This window comes from Sphingomonas soli NBRC 100801 (genome assembly GCF_001591025.1).
Lineage (GTDB): Bacteria > Pseudomonadota > Alphaproteobacteria > Sphingomonadales > Sphingomonadaceae > Sphingomonas > Sphingomonas soli.
The window spans coordinates 24,266-38,711 of the sequence record NZ_BCTZ01000016.1 but is presented as its reverse complement, the minus strand read 5'-3'; the positions used below and the strand labels follow the sequence as shown (position 1 = coordinate 38,711).

Sequence of the window (14,446 nt, the reverse complement as noted above, 5' to 3'; positions counted from 1 at the left end):
GCCAGCCCCACGGCCCCTATCCCATCGCCGTCGCTTAGAAAGCGGCGGTGATCGAGAAGACTGCTGCGCCGTCTGCGCCGATCGACTTCTTCCAGCCGAGCGCGTTGGTCTCATCGGTATTCACATAGGCGACGCCCAGCGTCAGCGCCTGCCAGGTCACTTCGGCACCGAGCGAATAATCGAGCACTTCGCCGTCGAGGCCGCCCAGGAAGCTGTCGCTCTTGGCGTAGCCGAGATGCGCCTTCACCTTGAGCGGGCTGTTCGGAATGCCAACGGCGAGATCGCCATAGACATAGACGCCGCTGTCCTTGCCGAGCGAGGTCTGGCCTGACGGTGCCCAGGCGACGCCGCCCTTGAGGCTGGCCGGGCCAAGCGTGCCGGTGAGCGCGACATAAGGCTCGATCACGGTCGTGTTGGACGATCCCGGATAGAGGTACAGCGTGGCACCAACGTCGCCGGTCAGGCCGGGGACCAGTTCCTTGGTGAAGCCGCCATAGATGTCGATTTCGGTGCCGTTATTGAATCCGATGCTCGAGCCCCAGGTGCCGATATAGGCGCCGCTCTCGTGATTGACGGCGAAGCCGCCCTGGATGGCCGCTTTCTCGTTCGACTGGCTGAAGCCGCGGAAACGATAATCGCTGGTGACCGTCGCGCTGCCGGTGATCGTGACGGGCGGAGCCGGCTCGGTCTGGTCCTGAGCGAATGCGGGCGAAACTGCGGTGAGCGCGAGCGCACCGAGCAGGAGTTTGGAAATGCGCATGGAATCCCTTTCTAATTCGACGAAGGGTCCCCGCCTGCTGCCTCAGGTGCCGCGTCGTTTTACCCCGAAGGGTCCGCGCAGCTGTCATCGGCAGAGATTTATTGCCGGATTGCGCTGCGGCGCACAACAATATTTGCCGTGTCGTTTCGGGATCGGCGGTCACCTGTTGCACTGCGGCAACACGGACGCTCGATCGCTTCAGCGGACTGCGATGATCGCGTCGACTTCGACGATCGCACCACGCGGCAAAACCGGCACCCCGACAGCGCTGCGCGCATGCCGGCCCGATTCGCCGAACAGCGCCTGCATCAGCTCCGACGCGCCATTGGCGACTTCCGGCTGATCCGTAAAACCGGGAGCCGAATTGATGAATACGCCGAGCTTCACGATCCGCTCGACGCGCGAGAGATCGCCGCCGAGATATTTCTTCAGCTGCGCAACCAGCATCAAGCCGCACCGTTGGGCGGCTTCCTGAGCATAGGCCAGATCGCGGTCTTCCCCTGCGCGGCCGGTCATCACCGCACCATCCTTGAATGGCAGCTGGCCCGAGATGTGGAGCAGCCCGCCCGCCTCGACCACAGGCACATAGGCCGCGACGGGGGCGGCAGCTTCGGGAAGGGCAAGGCCAAGCTCTTCAAGCTTGCGGTCAATCGCGATCGTCATGATGCCCCTTCAACATTCAATGCATCCATGGTCAAGCCTGCGGAGAAGCGCTCGGCAATCCACGCTTCCGCCTCACGCCAATCGTCAATGCGCGCGTGCGCGAACGGCGCTGGCGGCACATGAGGCGAAAGGGCGGGCTCGGCGACCATATGCAGGCGAAATACCTGCGGGGCGTGCTTGGCGACCGATTCGTGGTGAACCGCCAGGTCATCGACAAACACGGTCACCGGGCTGCCGAATTCGGCGACAAGCCGGGCGACCGGCGCGCCCTTCCCGCCCTGGTTGCACTCGACGCGGTGATGGATGCCATGCTCGGCAAGCTGCGAGATGCGATGGTCACGGCAATGATCGCCAAGATTGGTGAGCACCACGATATCCGCCATCTCCGCAAGCGCGGCCAGCGCCTCGCGGGCATGGGGCACCAGCGTCTGGCGGCCCATCTCCTGCGGAAAGAAGCCGCCAAGCAGCGCCCACATTTCCTCGCGCTCGACGGCGCTCTTGTCTGCGCGGCGGGTCATCGACGTGGCGAAGTCAGCGCCATTGGGCGCGAAATCGATATCGTGATGCTCGTCCAGCCAGGCACCGAAATGGCGGACCATGTGGAGCAAGACCTCATCGCAATCGGTGATCAGCAGCGGCTTCATGCGGTTTCCAATTGGGTACGTGCGGCAACGAATGCCATGGGCTTAACGCCAAGCGCTTCCGCGCAAGCGACGAGATCGGGTTCATGCGCCTCAAGGAAGCCGAGCGTCGCGGCGAGCAGCGCGGGATCGTCGATTCGCGCGCGCAATTCATCGGGATCGAGACCGGTGAGACCAAGCAGCCGAGAGGCGCGCGACGGATCGCCGAGCGTCCAGACCAGCGCCTGGAGCGCGAGCGCTTGCGGGTTTGTTTCCGCGCTCGCCATCGCTTAGGAGGAAACCATCATCATTGGGGTTTGGGCGTGGCAAAAAGGGTGCTCGTTGTCGAGGACAACGAACTCAATCTGAAGCTGTTTTGCGATCTTTTGCGCGCGCACGCCTTCGAGGTTGCCCCGGTGAAGGACGGGCGCGAGGCACTTGCGGCCGCGCGCGCTTTCCTGCCGGATCTCGTCGTCATGGACATCCAGATGCCGCATGTGACCGGCGACGAGATCATTCGCCAGATGAAGATGGACCCCCAATTGCGCGCGATCCCGATCATGGCCGTAACAGCCTATGCCGGGCATGACGACGAGGAGCGGATCCGCGCGGCGGGTGCCGACGCCTATGTCTCGAAGCCGATCAGCCTGGTGCGCTTCATGGAAGAGGTGCGTGCGCTGGTGCCCACCGAAACGCAAGAAGCCCCGCAGCCCTAAGGGCCCCGGGGCTCTAAATCCCTGCCGCCGGCAAGGACTTGCAACCGGCCCGTGGCCCGATTGGCAGGCTTACTTGATCTTGGCTTCCTTGAACTCGACATGCTTGCGCACGACGGGATCATATTTGCGGAAGGACATCTTTTCGGTCTGGTTGCGCGGATTCTTCTTCGTGACGTAGAAGAAACCCGTGTCCGCCGAGCTGACGAGCTTGATCTTGACAGTGGTCGGCTTGGCCATGACCCGAAACCCTTGAATCTGATAAAAACAAAGAGCGGCACGCAGGGCGCACCGCTGTAGGCCCGGGCGGATGCGCGAGTCTGCGCGAAAAGTCAAGCCGAACGCCCGTGCTTCGGGTGCTTCACCCGGCTTTAACTGCCCTCGGGCGACAATAAAAGCGGAGGAAAGGTGCATGGAAGTGCTGGTTCCGGCCTTTCTGTTGGCCGTCTTGACCCAAATCGGAGACCGGCCAGCATTGCTCACCGCGATTCTCGCCGACCGTTATGGCCGTCCTGCCACGGTCGCGTTCGCCGCCGGCGTGGCGCAGGCGGGGGGCAATGCGTTCGCGGCTTTCGCCGGGCTGGCGATGGCCCCGATACTGACGCCCAATGCGCAATCCCTGCTGCTCGCGGTGGCGCTGCTGATGGCGGCCATCAGCGGACTGTGGCGGGTCAAGGTGCCGGGCAGGCTGGCGGGCTGGCATCTCGGATCCATCCTTACGCCGCTGCTCGGCGTGTTCGCGCTGGCACTGGGCGGCAATACCCAATTCTTCACGCTAGCGCTCGCCGCGAGGGGCGAACCCTGGTTCGCCGCTGCGGGGTCCGCGCTCGGCGCGTTCGGGGTCTGCTTCACGGCCGCAGTCCTGGGCGAGCTTGCCTGGCGCAATGTCCCTTTTGGCAAACTGCGCGCGGCCACCAGCCTCCTGTTCCTTTGCTCCGGCATATGGATCGCACTCGGAGCCCTTCGATTGCTCTGATCGGGAATTGCGACTGGCGAGCCCCTTTTGCGTTCCTATATCCGGAATACACTCGCACGGAGGACAACATGGCCGATTCAAAGGCGCTACAGACGCCCACCGACTTGAACCGTAACGACACCAAGAGCGTGGCAGAGGCGCTGAACAGTGCGCTCGCAGACAGCTTCGCGCTCTACCTCAAGACGAAGAATTTCCACTGGCACGTTTCGGGTCCGCACTTCCGTGACTATCACCTGCTGCTCGACGATCAGGCCGCGCAGATCTTCGCGATCACCGACGCGGTGGCGGAGCGCGTTCGCAAGACCGGCAACACCACGTTGCGCTCGATCGGCGACATTGCGCGCCGCCAGACGGTAAAGGACAATGACTCCGATTTCGTCTCCGCCGCCGACATGCTCGCCGAACTGCGCGACGATAATCTCAAGCTGGTCGAGAGCTTCCGCGCGGTGAAGGAAGCGGCGGAAGCGGCGGGCGACAACGCAACCAGCGGCGTGGTCGACGAATGGACCGATCAGGCCGAGGAGCGCGCCTGGTTCCTGTTCGAAGCTAGCCGCAAAGGCTGAACGACAAGGGCCGGGGCATTCCCCGGCCCTTGCGGCACATTACTTGATCGCCGCGAGATCCGTTTCGATCTTCTTGAGCAATTCGGCCGGGAGCTTGTCGGCGGCGTAGGGGGCGACGGCGTTGAGGCTCATTGCCTTGAAGGTTTCGTAGGCGGGATTTTCGACAATGTCGCCGCCGAAGTTTGCAGTGAGCACCGCGTGCGCTTTCTCGTCCGCCACCAGCATTTCGATGGGGGTGTCGAGGTTGAACTTGGCGGCAGGTGCGGTCTGCGCCGGCGCGGTCTGAGCCGACGCGGCGGCGGGGGACAGGCAAACGAACGCCGCGGCAGCAAATAGTGCGATCTTCATGGGAAACCTCTCCGGTGTTGGAGCACCAGCGTAGCGCTGTGCATCGTGCCGCACCAGCGCGATTCACGGGCCCAAGTTAAGCAGCCAGAGATCGGGAGGCGCGCCGAGACGGAACGGCCCCCCGCTGGTGCCGAGCCCCGCCGTCGTCACGACGGTCCGCCCGCCCTCGCGCCGTATCCCGCAACGATAGCGTTCGCCATAGCGGCTGACCGACACAAGGGGGCCGTAGAGAGGCAGCACCACCTGCCCGCAATGCGTGTGGCCCGTGAACAACAAAGCGATGTCGGCGGGCAGGTTCGGCGCGATATCGGGCGAATGGGTAAGCATGACCCGAGCGCCCCCGAGCGGCCGCATCGCGGCATGCGTCGCGCGCACATCGGCGTGCCGCGAGAAATCATCGCCGATCACGAGCGGCCCCCTTTCGACCGCGCCATTCTCGACGACGGCAATCCCGGCCCGGCCCAGCAACGCCGCAACCTCCGCAGGTCCCGTCCAGTGATCGTGATTGCCGAGCGCAGCAACTACGCCAAACGGAGCCTTCAGCCCCGCGAGCGGGGCGACCATCGGCGGACCCGTTCGCGCGGCGCTGCCCTTGGCGTGACCGGAGATGAAATCGCCCGCTATCATCACCAGATCGGGCTTGAGCGCATTGATCTGCGCGACGATCCGCGTCAGCCGCTCCGGGCTCATCGCAACGCCGCCGATATGAATATCGCTGATCAGCGCCACGCGAACCGGCGCCGAACCTGCGGGCCAGCCCGGCAGCGACACACTCGCCTCACGCACCACCGGGTCACGGCGCGCCTCCAGATAGGCATAAAGCGCGAGCCCCATGCCCATAAGGAAGCAGGCGGCGAGCACGATCAGGAGGCGCTTCAGCATGCCGCGAGCGTAACCAAGCCATCCGGCTGGCGGGAACCCCCGCCCGCGTTCCATGTTGCGCCTATCATGCGCGCTTTCGCCGACCTACTGGATGCACTGATCTACACGCGCTCGCGCAACGCCAAGCTGCGATTGATCGGGGATTATCTGCGCCAGACGCCGGATCCGGATCGCGGCTGGGCGATGGCGGCGCTTACCGGGACGCTCGACCTGCCCGCGATCAAGCCGGCTCTGGTACGCGCGCTGATCGAAGAGCGTGTCGATCCCATCCTTTATAGAATGAGCCGCGATTTTGTGGGCGATACCGCAGAGACGATCGCCTTGCTGTGGCCCGAGCCGGCTATCCCGCCCGACGCAAGCGAACCGCTGACGCTGGCCCAGGTGGTGGACAGGCTTGGCAGCATCAGCAAGTCCGACGCGCCCGAGGCGCTGGCATCGATGCTCGACCGGCTGGAAGCGGATGAGCGCTTCGCGCTTCTCAAGCTGGCGATGGGCGCGCTGAGGGCGGGCGTTTCGGCACGGCTGGCCAAGACCGCACTGGCGCAAGCCTTTGAGCTGGATGTCGAGGCGGTCGAGGAGGTGTGGCACGGACTTGCCCCGCCTTATGCCAGCCTGTTCGGCTGGGCGGAGGGCACGCATCCGCAGCCGACCGCGCAGAACGTTCCGGTCTTTCGCCCATTCATGCTCGCGCACCCGCTCGAAGAAGCGCAAGTCAGCATGGATGACTATGCCGCCGAGTGGAAATGGGACGGCATCCGGGTGCAGCTTGTCCATGTCGCCGGGGAGACGCGGCTATACAGCCGGGCGGGCGACGACATCACGCATAGTTTCCCAGAAGTGGCGACGCGGTTTCGTACGCCGGGTGTGCTCGATGGCGAATTGCTCGTGAAGGGCAATGCGCAGGGCGGGGAAGCAGGGAGCTTCAATGCGCTTCAGCAGCGGCTGGGGCGCAAGCTGGTGAGCGCGAAGACGCTGGCGGAATATCCGGCCTTTGTGCGGCTGTACGACATATTGTTCGATGGCCCGGAAGACCTGCGCACGCTCGGCTGGACTGAGCGCCGAGCGCGCCTGGAGGCGTTCGCGGTCCCGCTCGATCCAGAGCACTTCGACGTATCACCGCTGATCGAAGCACAGGATTTCCCAGCGCTTGAGGAAATCCGCGCGGGCGCACGCGACGCCGCGATCGAGGGCGTGATGCTCAAGCGCCGCGATGCCCCCTATGTCACCGGACGGCGCGTGGGCCTGTGGTACAAATGGAAACGCGATCCGCTCAATGCTGATTGCGTGCTGATGTATGCGCAGCGCGGATCGGGCAAGCGATCATCCTTCTACTCGGATTTCACTTTCGGTGCCTGGACCGAGCAGGGCGAATTGCTCCCGGTGGGCAAGGCCTATTTCGGCTTTACCGACGACGAACTCAAATGGCTCGATCGCTATGTGCGGAACCACACCGCCGCCCGCTTTGGGCCGGTGCGCGAGACCGACAAGACGCTGGTGCTGGAAGTCGCATTCGATTCGATCCACGAATCGAAGCGGCACAAATCGGGGCTGGCGATGCGCTTTCCGCGTATCAGCCGCATCCGCACCGACAAGCCGGCCAGCGAGGCGGATACGATCGAGGGATTGCGACGGCTGGTCACCTGACTCCGGCCGTAAGGCAAAACAAAAGGGCCGAGGGTTTCCCCCCGGCCCTTCGTTTGCTGTCCGCTAAGGCTTAGCTGCCCGGCGTCAGGTTCACCGCAGCATATTTGCCGCGCCGATCGACTTCGAGCTCGAACTCAAGCCGGTCGCCTTCGTTGAGCGTGGGCATGCCCGCACGCTCGACGGCCGAGATGTGAACGAAAGCATCGGGCTGTCCATCGTCGCGCTGGATGAAGCCGAAGCCCTTCATCGCGTTGAAGAACTTGACCGTGCCGCTGGCCTTTTCGCCGGTAAGCTGGCGCTGCGGGCCACCAGAACGCTCGCCGCCGAAGCCGCCGCGATCCTCGCGCGGGGCGCGCTCTTCGACGGGAAGCGGATCGCCATCGATCTTGAGCTCGGTAGCCGAAATGCGGCCGCCGCGATCGACGAGCGTGAAGCCCAGCGGCTGTCCTTCGGCGAGACCGGTGAGGCCCGCCTGCTCGACTGCCGAAATGTGAACGAAGACGTCTTCGCCGCCATCATCGCGAACGACGAAGCCGAATCCCTTCTGCGCATTGAAGAATTTCACTACGCCGGTCGCTTCGCCAACGACCTGGGGGGGCATGCCGCGGCCACCGCCGCCAAAACCGCCGCCGCCGCCGCCGCGATAACCGCCGCCACCGCCGCCGCCGCCGAAGCGATCACCGCCACCGAAACGGTCACCGCCGCCAAAACCGCCACCGCCGAAGCGGTCACCGCCGCCAAAGCCGCCGCCGAAGCTATCGTCGCCGCCAAAACCGTCGCGCTTGTCGCGGCCACGTCCGCCGCGATCCCCGCGACGCCCTCTATCGAAACTCATGCCCTGTTCGTCTTCCCGGTTCGCCCAAAATCAAAGTCAAAACCCATGCGCCGGACGAAAGCGCATAGATATTCCAGGCACACAGACCATGCCGAGAATCGGCCATAGCCCAAAACCGGACAGCGCGCGAACGAAATTCGCCTTGATTCTGCCGAACTAATGTTAACTGCGGCGCTTGCGCCACGCTTTGCCGCACGGCACAGCATGGCCCATGGACTCGATTATCGAATTGCTAGCCAGCCCCGCCGCCTGGGCGGCGCTCGTCACCCTCATCGTCATGGAGGTGGTGCTGGGGATCGACAATCTGATCTTCATTTCGATTCTCTCCAACAAATTGCCCGTGGAACAGCGGCAAAAGGCGCGCCGTATCGGCATTTCGCTTGCGCTGGTGATGCGGCTGGGACTGCTCACCATGATCGCCTGGATCGTGGGACTGGTGCATCCGGTATTCGATCTGGGCATTAGCGGCCCGCTCAACGCGCATGGCGAGCCGGCGTTCGAAACCGCCTTTTCGTGGCGCGACCTGATATTGCTGGCGGGCGGCCTGTTCCTGATGTGGAAGGCGACGACGGAGATCCATCACTCGGTCGATTCGGATGCGAACGATACCGACGACCTGCTCGACAAGAACAAGGTTTTGCAGATGACCTTCGCGGCGGCGATCGTGCAGATTCTGCTGCTCGACATCGTATTCTCGATCGATTCGATCCTGACCGCGGTGGGCATGACCGAGCATGTCGAGATCATGTATGTCGCGGTGATCTTCGCCGTGGTCGTGATGCTGCTGGCGGCCGATCCGCTGGCCGAGTTCATCAATCGCAACCCCACCGTGGTAATGCTCGCGCTGGGCTTCCTGCTGATGATCGGCATGGTGTTGATCGCCGAGGCTTTTGGCGCACATGTGCCGAAGGGCTATATCTACGCCGCAATGGGCTTTTCGGCTGCAGTCGAGGGCCTCAACATCTGGTCCCGGCGCGCAAAGGCAAAGAGGGCCGCAGACGCGGACAAGCATTGAGGCGAGGCGTCAACGGGGCTAGGCGAACGCCATGACCGTTTATTTCCACGAAGAAGACCTGCCCGAGGGCGTATTCGCACCGGGCGCATCGATTGCCGTCGATACCGAGACGATGGGACTGATCACGGCGCGTGATCGGCTGTGCGTCGTCCAGTTGTCGGACGGGAATGGCGACGAGCATCTCGTGCGCTTCGGGCCGGAATCGGATTATGCCGCGCCGAACCTTCGCGCGGTGCTGGCCGATCCCGGCCGGCTCAAGCTCTATCATTTCGCCCGCTTCGATCTGGCCGCGATCCGCCATTATCTGGGCGTCACCGCCGCGCCGGTTTACTGCACGAAGATCGCCAGCCGGCTGGTGCGCACCTATACCGACCGGCATGGGCTGAAGGACCTGGTTCGCGAGCTTTGCCAGCAGGAAGTCTCCAAGCAGCAGCAATCCTCCGATTGGGGCGGGCCCCAGCTTTCGGACGCGCAAAAAGACTATGCCGCCTCTGACGTTCGCTTTCTTCATCAGATGAAAGTGGAACTCGACAAGCGTCTCGAGCGTGAAGGACGCATGCAGCTCGCCCAATCCTGTTTCGACTTCCTGCCCTGGCGCGCGGAACTCGATCTCGCCGGCTGGCCGGAGGTCGATATCTTTGCCCACGCATAACGCCTTCCGGTTCTGCGGGAACATGGCGCATGTCTGAAATAGCCGCCCGAGTTCTCTCGCAGAAGCGCGCCTGGGCACATCCCGGGAGCAGTCATGACCGGTTGGTGCGGAGCGCGCTGTGGATCCTGCCGGTCGGGATTGCGGTGCTGAGCGCGTTCCTGGTGCTGGCGCCGCTGTTTACCGGGGGCGAGCTGAGCTTCGTGCTCGACAAGAATCGCGTCGAAATCGCCCGCGAAAGGCTGCGGATCGATTCGGCGGTGTATCGTGGCCAGGATTCGAAGGGCCAGCCCTTCCGCCTCCATGCCGGCGAAGCGGTCCAGCAAAGCTCGGCCGAGCCGATCGTCCAGCTCCGCGACCTCAACGCGCAGATCCAGCTTCCCGAAGGGCCCGCCTCCATCGTGGCGCAGCAGGGCCGCTACAACATGAACAGCGAACAGGTCTCGATCCAGGGCCCGATCCAGTTCAAGACCAGCGACGGCTATACGCTCGATACGCACGACGCGACGGTCGACCTGAAGACCCGGCGGATGGAGAGCGGCGGCGCCGTGACCGGCACCACCCCGATGGGCCTGTTCAGCGGCAACAAGCTGACCGCCGATCTGGAGAAGCGAACTGTCTCGCTCGATGGCAATGCGCGCTTGCGCATATATCCCAGAAGAGCAAATAGGCCATGATGACCCGCCTTTTCTTCCTCGCCGCCACGGCGCTGGCGCTCGCAGCGGCCCCCGCAGCCGCGCAGACGCGCCACGACAGCTCGGCCCCGATCGACTTCTCGTCGGACCATATCGAGCTGCAGGATCGCGCAAATCGGGTGCTGCTGACCGGCAATGTGCGCATCACCCAGGCCGAAATGACGCTGACTGCCGCGCGGATGACGGTGACCTATACGGGGCAGATCGCGAACGGTTCGCCGCAGGTCTCGCGGCTCGACGCATCGGGCGGCGTGACGGTTTCGCGACCGGACCAGACCGCGCGATCCAGCTATGCCGTCTATGACCTCAACCGCCGCGTCATCACCATGGTGGGCGGCGTGACGCTGAAGCAGGGCGCCAACAATGTCTCGGGCGGGCGGCTGTCGATCAACCTCGACACCGGCCGCGCGACGATCGATGGCTCGGGCGTGAGCGGCGGCAGCACGGGCGGCACCGGCGTGCAAAGCTCGGGCGGGCGCGTGACCGGCCGGTTCTCCGTGCCCCAGCGCGGCACCGCGACCCCCGCCCCCAAGCAGTAATTTCTCGGTACGGCGCAGCGGGCCTTCCCTTGACCGCGAAGTTCATGCAGGAATCTTGCCAAATGTCCGGCCGGTAAGAATCGGATAACCAAGACCGTCCATGCAGGGACCCAGTATGAGCGACGCAACAATCCAGGAAGCGACCGTGGCCGATCCGGCGCCGGTGCCCGACAAGGGCCTGGCGGTCGTTTCGATCGCCAAATCCTATGACAAGCGCGTGGTGCTGACCGACGTTTCCATGTCGGTGGCGCGCGGCGAGGTGGTGGGGCTGCTCGGCCCCAACGGTGCGGGCAAGACCACCAGCTTCTATTCGGTGATGGGGCTGGTGAAGCCGGATAGCGGCCGCATCATGCTGGACGGCGAGGACATCACCAAGCTGCCCATGTACCGCCGCGCGATCCTGGGCCTCGGCTATCTGCCGCAGGAGACGTCGATCTTTCGCGGGCTGACGGTCGAGAAGAACATCCTGGCGGTGCTCGAACTCGCCGAGCCGGACAAGGCCGCGCGCCAGCGCAGGCTGGACCAGCTTCTGGAAGAGTTCGGGCTGACCAGGCTGCGCGACGCGCCGTCTATGGCGCTTTCGGGCGGCGAGCGCCGCCGCGCCGAGATCGCCCGCGCGCTGGCCGCCGACCCGACGATCATGCTGCTCGACGAGCCGTTCGCCGGCATCGATCCGCTTTCGATCAGCGACATTCGCGATCTGATCGTCGAGCTGAAATCGCGCGGGATCGGCGTGCTGATCACCGATCATAATGTGCGCGAGACGCTCGACATCGTCGATCGCGGCTACATCATCTATGACGGCCGGGTGCTCTTCGCAGGCTCGCCCGAAGATCTCGTCAAGGACGAGAATGTGCGGCGGCTGTACCTGGGCGAGAGCTTCGAGCTGTAATCCATGAGTCTCGCGCCCCGCCTCGATCTGCGGCAGTCGCAATCGCTGGTGATGACGCCGCAGCTCCAGCAGGCGATCAAGCTGCTGGCACTGTCGAACCTGGAGATCGAGACCTTCATCGCCGAGGAACTCGACAAAAACCCGCTCCTCGAAGCGCAAGCGGGCGACGATGGCGATGCGCGCGAACCCGAACCCGCGCCCGAATATGAGGAGCGCGATGGCCCCGCCGATGCCGCCGAACTGCTGAACAGCGGCGGCGAAGCCAACAATGAAGCCGCGCTCGACGTGGATTTCTCGGCCGAGACCTTCCACCATGACAGCGCCTCCGACAGCATTGGCGGGCTGGATGGCGGGCTGGGGATGACCGGCGGCAGCAGTGGCGGCGGCGGCATGCCGGAAGACGGCCCCGATTTCGACAATATGGCGAGCGACGCGCTGAGCCTGGCCGACCATCTGATGGCGCAGGCAGGCGCGAGCATTTCGGGTGCCGACCTGTTCATCGCCGCGCACCTGATCGACCAGATCGACGAGGCCGGATATCTGACCGTGCCGCTGCTCGACATCGCCAACCGGCTGAACGTCGCGCTGGCGCGGGTCGAGGACGTGCTGCGCGTCGTCCAGACCTTCGACCCCACCGGCGTGGGCGCGCGCAGCCTGGCCGAATGCCTGGCACTCCAGGCCAAGGAAGCAGATCGCTATGATCCGTGCATGGCGCGGCTGATCGACAATCTGGAGCTGGTCGCGCGCGGCGACATGGCGCGGCTGCGGCGCATCTGCGACGTGGACGACGAAGATCTGGCGGACATGATCCGCGAATTGCGCAATTACGATCCCAAGCCCGGCTGCTGCTTCGGCGGCGAACCCGCGCTGGCGGTCACGCCCGACATCTTCGTCGCGCGGCGCGGCATGGGCTGGGCCGTCGAGATCAACGCGGCGACGCTGCCCAAGGTGCTGGTCAACCGCGCTTATTATGCCGAGATTTCGAGCGGGGCGCAGGACAAGACGAGCAAGGCCTGGATGTCGGACATGCTCGCCAGCGCCAACTGGCTGGTCAAGGCGCTGGACCAGCGCCAGCGCACGATCATCAAGGTGGCGAGCGAGATCGTGAAGCAGCAGGAAGCGTTTTTCCTGAAGGGCGTCGCGCATTTGCGCCCGATGACGCTGCGCCAGGTGGCCGAGGCGATAGAGATGCACGAATCGACCGTGAGCCGCGTCACCAGCAACAAATATCTGAGCTGCGCGCGCGGGCTGTTCGAGCTCAAATATTTCTTCACCTCGGCGATCCAGTCAGCCGATGGCGGCGACGCGGTTTCGGCGGAGGCGGTCAAATCGGCGATCCGCGCGATGATCCAGGCGGAATCGCCCAAGGCTATTCTGTCCGACGACACGCTCGTCGACATGCTGCGTGAGAAGGGCTTCGATATCGCGCGGCGCACCGTTGCCAAATATCGCGAAGCGATGGGCATCGGCAGCTCGGTCCAGCGCCGCCGGCAGAAAGCGCTCGAGGGCGTAGGCTAGGATTTGATCCAACCGGAGAACGGAGCCGATCTCCGTCAGACTGCGCCAGCCCGCTCAGCTTTGCTGAGAATGCATCCGGCCGTCGTCCCCGTTTACTCAAGCGCGCGGGATCAAACACGGACCAGCAATCTGCATCGCGATCGCGCATCGTAACGATATATGCACATTTACGGTAGCAATGATCCGATTCAGAATTCCGAAACGGCTGGCGTATTAGTTGGACAAATGAGCGCTGAATTCTCGATCGAAGCGGACCCTGCACGCGATCTGATCCGTATCCGGATGAGCGGCTTCTTTACCCAGGCCGATATCCAGGCGTTCCTGGCCGCCCGCCGCGAAGAGCATGCCAAGCTGCATTGCGGCCCGAACCAGCATCTGACGCTGAACGACGTGCGCGACATGAAAATCCAGTCGCAGGAAATGGTGGATGCGTTTCGCGAAATACTCGCGGATCCGCACTTCCAGTCACGGCGGCTCGCCTTCGTCGTGAGCCCGACACTGGCGCGCACGCAATTGGTGCGCGCGCTGGACGACCGCTATGCCCGCTGTTTCGAGGACTCCTGGGCAGCCGAAGCCTGGTTGAACCTGAATTCAGCCGAAGCGGCATAGAGTCGCGACCAGCGGGGCCGAACCGGCATCCGCATATTTTAACGGTACACGCCGCCGCTCCGATCAGCCGGGCTTGTTCGCGGCCGCGACTGCGGCGTCGAAGTCGGCCTTGGTCATTGCGAGCAACAGGCCCTTATTGTTCTTGCCGAACGCCTCCAGTGGGATTTCGACCTTGCCGCCTTCAGACGCCACCACGGCGGCGCTCATGCTCACCGAATCGACCCTGCCGAGCACCACGCCCTTTGAATCGCGGATTTCGCTGCCGACTTTGACGTCATTGGGATCGGCGGGGACGGCGCGGCTGCCCCTGACGGCCTTGGGTTTTGCCGAATCGGCCATCGCCCGGTCACGCTCGCTTTCGGCAACCTTGTTCTTGTCCGCGCCGCTGAAATCGCGCGATTCCTCGCCCACCAGGATCTGCGCATGCGCAGCGCCCGCGCCGAGCGTGAAAGCTGCTACCACCGCAAGCGATTTAAACAGGCGCATAGAACCTCTCCCCTAATTTTTAGACATGGTAACGCTACC

Annotated in this window: 20 protein-coding genes; 11 read left to right on the top strand and 9 right to left on the bottom strand. The window is 64.0% G+C overall.

Annotated features, from left to right (window positions below):
• Positions 1 to 34: 34 nt before the first annotated feature.
• The 4 genes from SSO01S_RS12645 to SSO01S_RS12630 all read right to left on the bottom strand — a co-directional run bounded on the left by SSO01S_RS12645 (position 35) and on the right by SSO01S_RS12630 (position 2,330).
• Positions 35 to 760, bottom strand: a complete 726-nt coding sequence (locus SSO01S_RS12645) for a TorF family putative porin (protein WP_066799256.1) — start codon at positions 758 to 760, stop codon at positions 35 to 37.
• A gap of 198 nt (positions 761 to 958) precedes the next feature.
• Positions 959 to 1,423 carry a RidA family protein gene (locus SSO01S_RS12640; RefSeq protein WP_174520789.1) on the bottom strand — a complete coding sequence of 155 codons (465 nt, stop codon included), beginning with the start codon at positions 1,421 to 1,423 and terminating at the stop codon, positions 959 to 961.
• Positions 1,420 to 2,067, bottom strand: a complete 648-nt coding sequence (locus tag SSO01S_RS12635) for a hypothetical protein (protein ID WP_066799254.1) — start codon at positions 2,065 to 2,067, stop codon at positions 1,420 to 1,422. The genes SSO01S_RS12640 and SSO01S_RS12635 overlap by 4 nt, the downstream gene beginning before the upstream one ends.
• Positions 2,064 to 2,330, bottom strand: coding sequence for a DUF3572 domain-containing protein (locus tag SSO01S_RS12630; protein WP_066799252.1), 267 nt, complete (start codon positions 2,328 to 2,330; stop codon positions 2,064 to 2,066). Before SSO01S_RS12630 ends, SSO01S_RS12635 begins: the two co-directional genes overlap by 4 nt.
• 36 nt (positions 2,331 to 2,366) lie before the next feature.
• Between SSO01S_RS12630 and SSO01S_RS12625 the strand changes: the two genes are divergently transcribed.
• Positions 2,367 to 2,759: a response regulator gene (locus tag SSO01S_RS12625; protein ID WP_066799417.1), complete on the top strand. Its 393-nt coding sequence runs from the start codon at positions 2,367 to 2,369 to the stop codon at positions 2,757 to 2,759.
• Positions 2,760 to 2,828: 69 nt separating this feature from the next.
• Here SSO01S_RS12625 and rpmG read toward each other — a convergent pair whose 3' ends face one another.
• Positions 2,829 to 2,996 (bottom strand): 50S ribosomal protein L33, encoded by a 168-nt coding sequence (gene rpmG, locus SSO01S_RS12620; protein WP_066799250.1) that lies wholly within the window; start codon positions 2,994 to 2,996, stop codon positions 2,829 to 2,831.
• Positions 2,997 to 3,066: 70 nt separating this feature from the next.
• On the opposite strand from rpmG, the gene SSO01S_RS12615 reads away from it, so the two are divergent.
• Together SSO01S_RS12615 and SSO01S_RS12610 are read left to right on the top strand one after the other, a co-directional pair.
• On the top strand, positions 3,067 to 3,732 hold the full coding sequence (locus SSO01S_RS12615) for a TMEM165/GDT1 family protein (protein ID WP_083943028.1): 666 nt from the start codon (positions 3,067 to 3,069) through the stop codon (positions 3,730 to 3,732).
• A gap of 68 nt (positions 3,733 to 3,800) precedes the next feature.
• Entirely contained in the window at positions 3,801 to 4,295 is a 495-nt protein-coding gene (locus tag SSO01S_RS12610; RefSeq protein WP_066799246.1) for a Dps family protein, read from the top strand.
• A 39-nt stretch (positions 4,296 to 4,334) separates the two neighbouring features.
• On the opposite strand, the gene SSO01S_RS12605 is transcribed toward SSO01S_RS12610, so the two are convergent.
• Both SSO01S_RS12605 and SSO01S_RS12600 read right to left on the bottom strand, forming a co-directional pair.
• On the bottom strand, positions 4,335 to 4,697 hold the full coding sequence (locus SSO01S_RS12605) for a hypothetical protein (protein WP_245646762.1): 363 nt from the start codon (positions 4,695 to 4,697) through the stop codon (positions 4,335 to 4,337).
• Between the two features lie 9 nt (positions 4,698 to 4,706).
• Positions 4,707 to 5,525, bottom strand: coding sequence for a metallophosphoesterase (locus SSO01S_RS12600; protein WP_157073768.1), 819 nt, complete (start codon positions 5,523 to 5,525; stop codon positions 4,707 to 4,709).
• Positions 5,526 to 5,591: 66 nt separating this feature from the next.
• On the opposite strand from SSO01S_RS12600, the gene SSO01S_RS12595 reads away from it, so the two are divergent.
• Positions 5,592 to 7,169, top strand: a complete 1,578-nt coding sequence (locus tag SSO01S_RS12595; RefSeq protein ID WP_066799242.1) for a cisplatin damage response ATP-dependent DNA ligase — start codon at positions 5,592 to 5,594, stop codon at positions 7,167 to 7,169.
• Positions 7,170 to 7,239: 70 nt separating this feature from the next.
• Here SSO01S_RS12595 and SSO01S_RS18000 read toward each other — a convergent pair whose 3' ends face one another.
• On the bottom strand, positions 7,240 to 8,004 hold the full coding sequence (locus SSO01S_RS18000; RefSeq protein WP_066799240.1) for a cold-shock protein: 765 nt from the start codon (positions 8,002 to 8,004) through the stop codon (positions 7,240 to 7,242).
• Positions 8,005 to 8,215: 211 nt separating this feature from the next.
• Here SSO01S_RS18000 and SSO01S_RS12585 point away from each other — a divergent pair, with 211 nt between their 5' ends.
• The 7 genes from SSO01S_RS12585 (at position 8,216) to SSO01S_RS12555 (ending at position 13,921) form a co-directional block, all read left to right on the top strand.
• A complete protein-coding gene (locus tag SSO01S_RS12585) occupies positions 8,216 to 9,019 on the top strand; it encodes a TerC family protein (RefSeq protein WP_066799238.1) in 804 nt (267 codons plus the stop codon).
• Positions 9,020 to 9,050: 31 nt separating this feature from the next.
• Complete coding sequence (locus SSO01S_RS12580) at positions 9,051 to 9,671, top strand: ribonuclease D (protein ID WP_066799237.1); 621 nt, start codon at positions 9,051 to 9,053, stop codon at positions 9,669 to 9,671.
• Positions 9,672 to 9,700: 29 nt separating this feature from the next.
• Positions 9,701 to 10,345, top strand: a complete 645-nt coding sequence (gene lptC, locus SSO01S_RS12575; protein WP_066799236.1) for an LPS export ABC transporter periplasmic protein LptC — start codon at positions 9,701 to 9,703, stop codon at positions 10,343 to 10,345.
• The gene (locus SSO01S_RS12570; protein WP_066799413.1) at positions 10,345 to 10,902 is read left to right on the top strand and encodes an LptA/OstA family protein; all 558 of its coding nucleotides are present in this window, start codon (positions 10,345 to 10,347) and stop codon (positions 10,900 to 10,902) included. Before lptC ends, SSO01S_RS12570 begins: the two co-directional genes overlap by 1 nt.
• A gap of 115 nt (positions 10,903 to 11,017) precedes the next feature.
• Complete coding sequence (lptB, locus tag SSO01S_RS12565; protein WP_066799234.1) at positions 11,018 to 11,794, top strand: LPS export ABC transporter ATP-binding protein; 777 nt, start codon at positions 11,018 to 11,020, stop codon at positions 11,792 to 11,794.
• 3 nt (positions 11,795 to 11,797) lie between these two features.
• Positions 11,798 to 13,312, top strand: a complete 1,515-nt coding sequence (rpoN, locus tag SSO01S_RS12560; protein WP_066799232.1) for an RNA polymerase factor sigma-54 — start codon at positions 11,798 to 11,800, stop codon at positions 13,310 to 13,312.
• 159 nt (positions 13,313 to 13,471) lie between these two features.
• On the top strand, positions 13,472 to 13,921 hold the full coding sequence (locus tag SSO01S_RS12555) for a hypothetical protein (protein ID WP_218000369.1): 450 nt from the start codon (positions 13,472 to 13,474) through the stop codon (positions 13,919 to 13,921).
• Between the two features lie 63 nt (positions 13,922 to 13,984).
• Here the strand turns inward: SSO01S_RS12555 and SSO01S_RS12550 are convergent, their stop codons facing one another.
• A complete protein-coding gene (locus SSO01S_RS12550) occupies positions 13,985 to 14,407 on the bottom strand; it encodes a hypothetical protein (RefSeq protein WP_066799228.1) in 423 nt (140 codons plus the stop codon).
• Positions 14,408 to 14,446: the final 39 nt, after the last annotated feature.

Bases quoted from the DNA above. Each gene is read 5' to 3' on its own strand.
- SSO01S_RS12645 (WP_066799256.1), bottom strand. From the start codon at position 760: ATGCGCATTTCCAAACTCCTGCTCGGTGCGCTCGCGCTCACCGCAGTT.
- SSO01S_RS12640 (WP_174520789.1), bottom strand. From the start codon at position 1,423: ATGACGATCGCGATTGACCGCAAGCTTGAAGAGCTTGGCCTTGCCCTT.
- SSO01S_RS12635 (WP_066799254.1), bottom strand. From the start codon at position 2,067: ATGAAGCCGCTGCTGATCACCGATTGCGATGAGGTCTTGCTCCACATG.
- SSO01S_RS12630 (WP_066799252.1), bottom strand. From the start codon at position 2,330: ATGGCGAGCGCGGAAACAAACCCGCAAGCGCTCGCGCTCCAGGCGCTG.
- rpmG (WP_066799250.1), bottom strand. From the start codon at position 2,996: ATGGCCAAGCCGACCACTGTCAAGATCAAGCTCGTCAGCTCGGCGGAC.
- SSO01S_RS12615 (WP_083943028.1), top strand. From the start codon at position 3,067: ATGCGCGAGTCTGCGCGAAAAGTCAAGCCGAACGCCCGTGCTTCGGGT.
- SSO01S_RS12610 (WP_066799246.1), top strand. From the start codon at position 3,801: ATGGCCGATTCAAAGGCGCTACAGACGCCCACCGACTTGAACCGTAAC.
- SSO01S_RS12600 (WP_157073768.1), bottom strand. From the start codon at position 5,525: ATGCTGAAGCGCCTCCTGATCGTGCTCGCCGCCTGCTTCCTTATGGGC.
- SSO01S_RS12595 (WP_066799242.1), top strand. From the start codon at position 5,592: ATGCGCGCTTTCGCCGACCTACTGGATGCACTGATCTACACGCGCTCG.
- SSO01S_RS18000 (WP_066799240.1), bottom strand. From the start codon at position 8,004: ATGAGTTTCGATAGAGGGCGTCGCGGGGATCGCGGCGGACGTGGCCGC.
- SSO01S_RS12585 (WP_066799238.1), top strand. From the start codon at position 8,216: ATGGACTCGATTATCGAATTGCTAGCCAGCCCCGCCGCCTGGGCGGCG.
- SSO01S_RS12580 (WP_066799237.1), top strand. From the start codon at position 9,051: ATGACCGTTTATTTCCACGAAGAAGACCTGCCCGAGGGCGTATTCGCA.
- lptC (WP_066799236.1), top strand. From the start codon at position 9,701: ATGTCTGAAATAGCCGCCCGAGTTCTCTCGCAGAAGCGCGCCTGGGCA.
- SSO01S_RS12570 (WP_066799413.1), top strand. From the start codon at position 10,345: ATGACCCGCCTTTTCTTCCTCGCCGCCACGGCGCTGGCGCTCGCAGCG.
- lptB (WP_066799234.1), top strand. From the start codon at position 11,018: ATGAGCGACGCAACAATCCAGGAAGCGACCGTGGCCGATCCGGCGCCG.
- rpoN (WP_066799232.1), top strand. From the start codon at position 11,798: ATGAGTCTCGCGCCCCGCCTCGATCTGCGGCAGTCGCAATCGCTGGTG.
- SSO01S_RS12555 (WP_218000369.1), top strand. From the start codon at position 13,472: ATGCACATTTACGGTAGCAATGATCCGATTCAGAATTCCGAAACGGCT.
- SSO01S_RS12550 (WP_066799228.1), bottom strand. From the start codon at position 14,407: ATGCGCCTGTTTAAATCGCTTGCGGTGGTAGCAGCTTTCACGCTCGGC.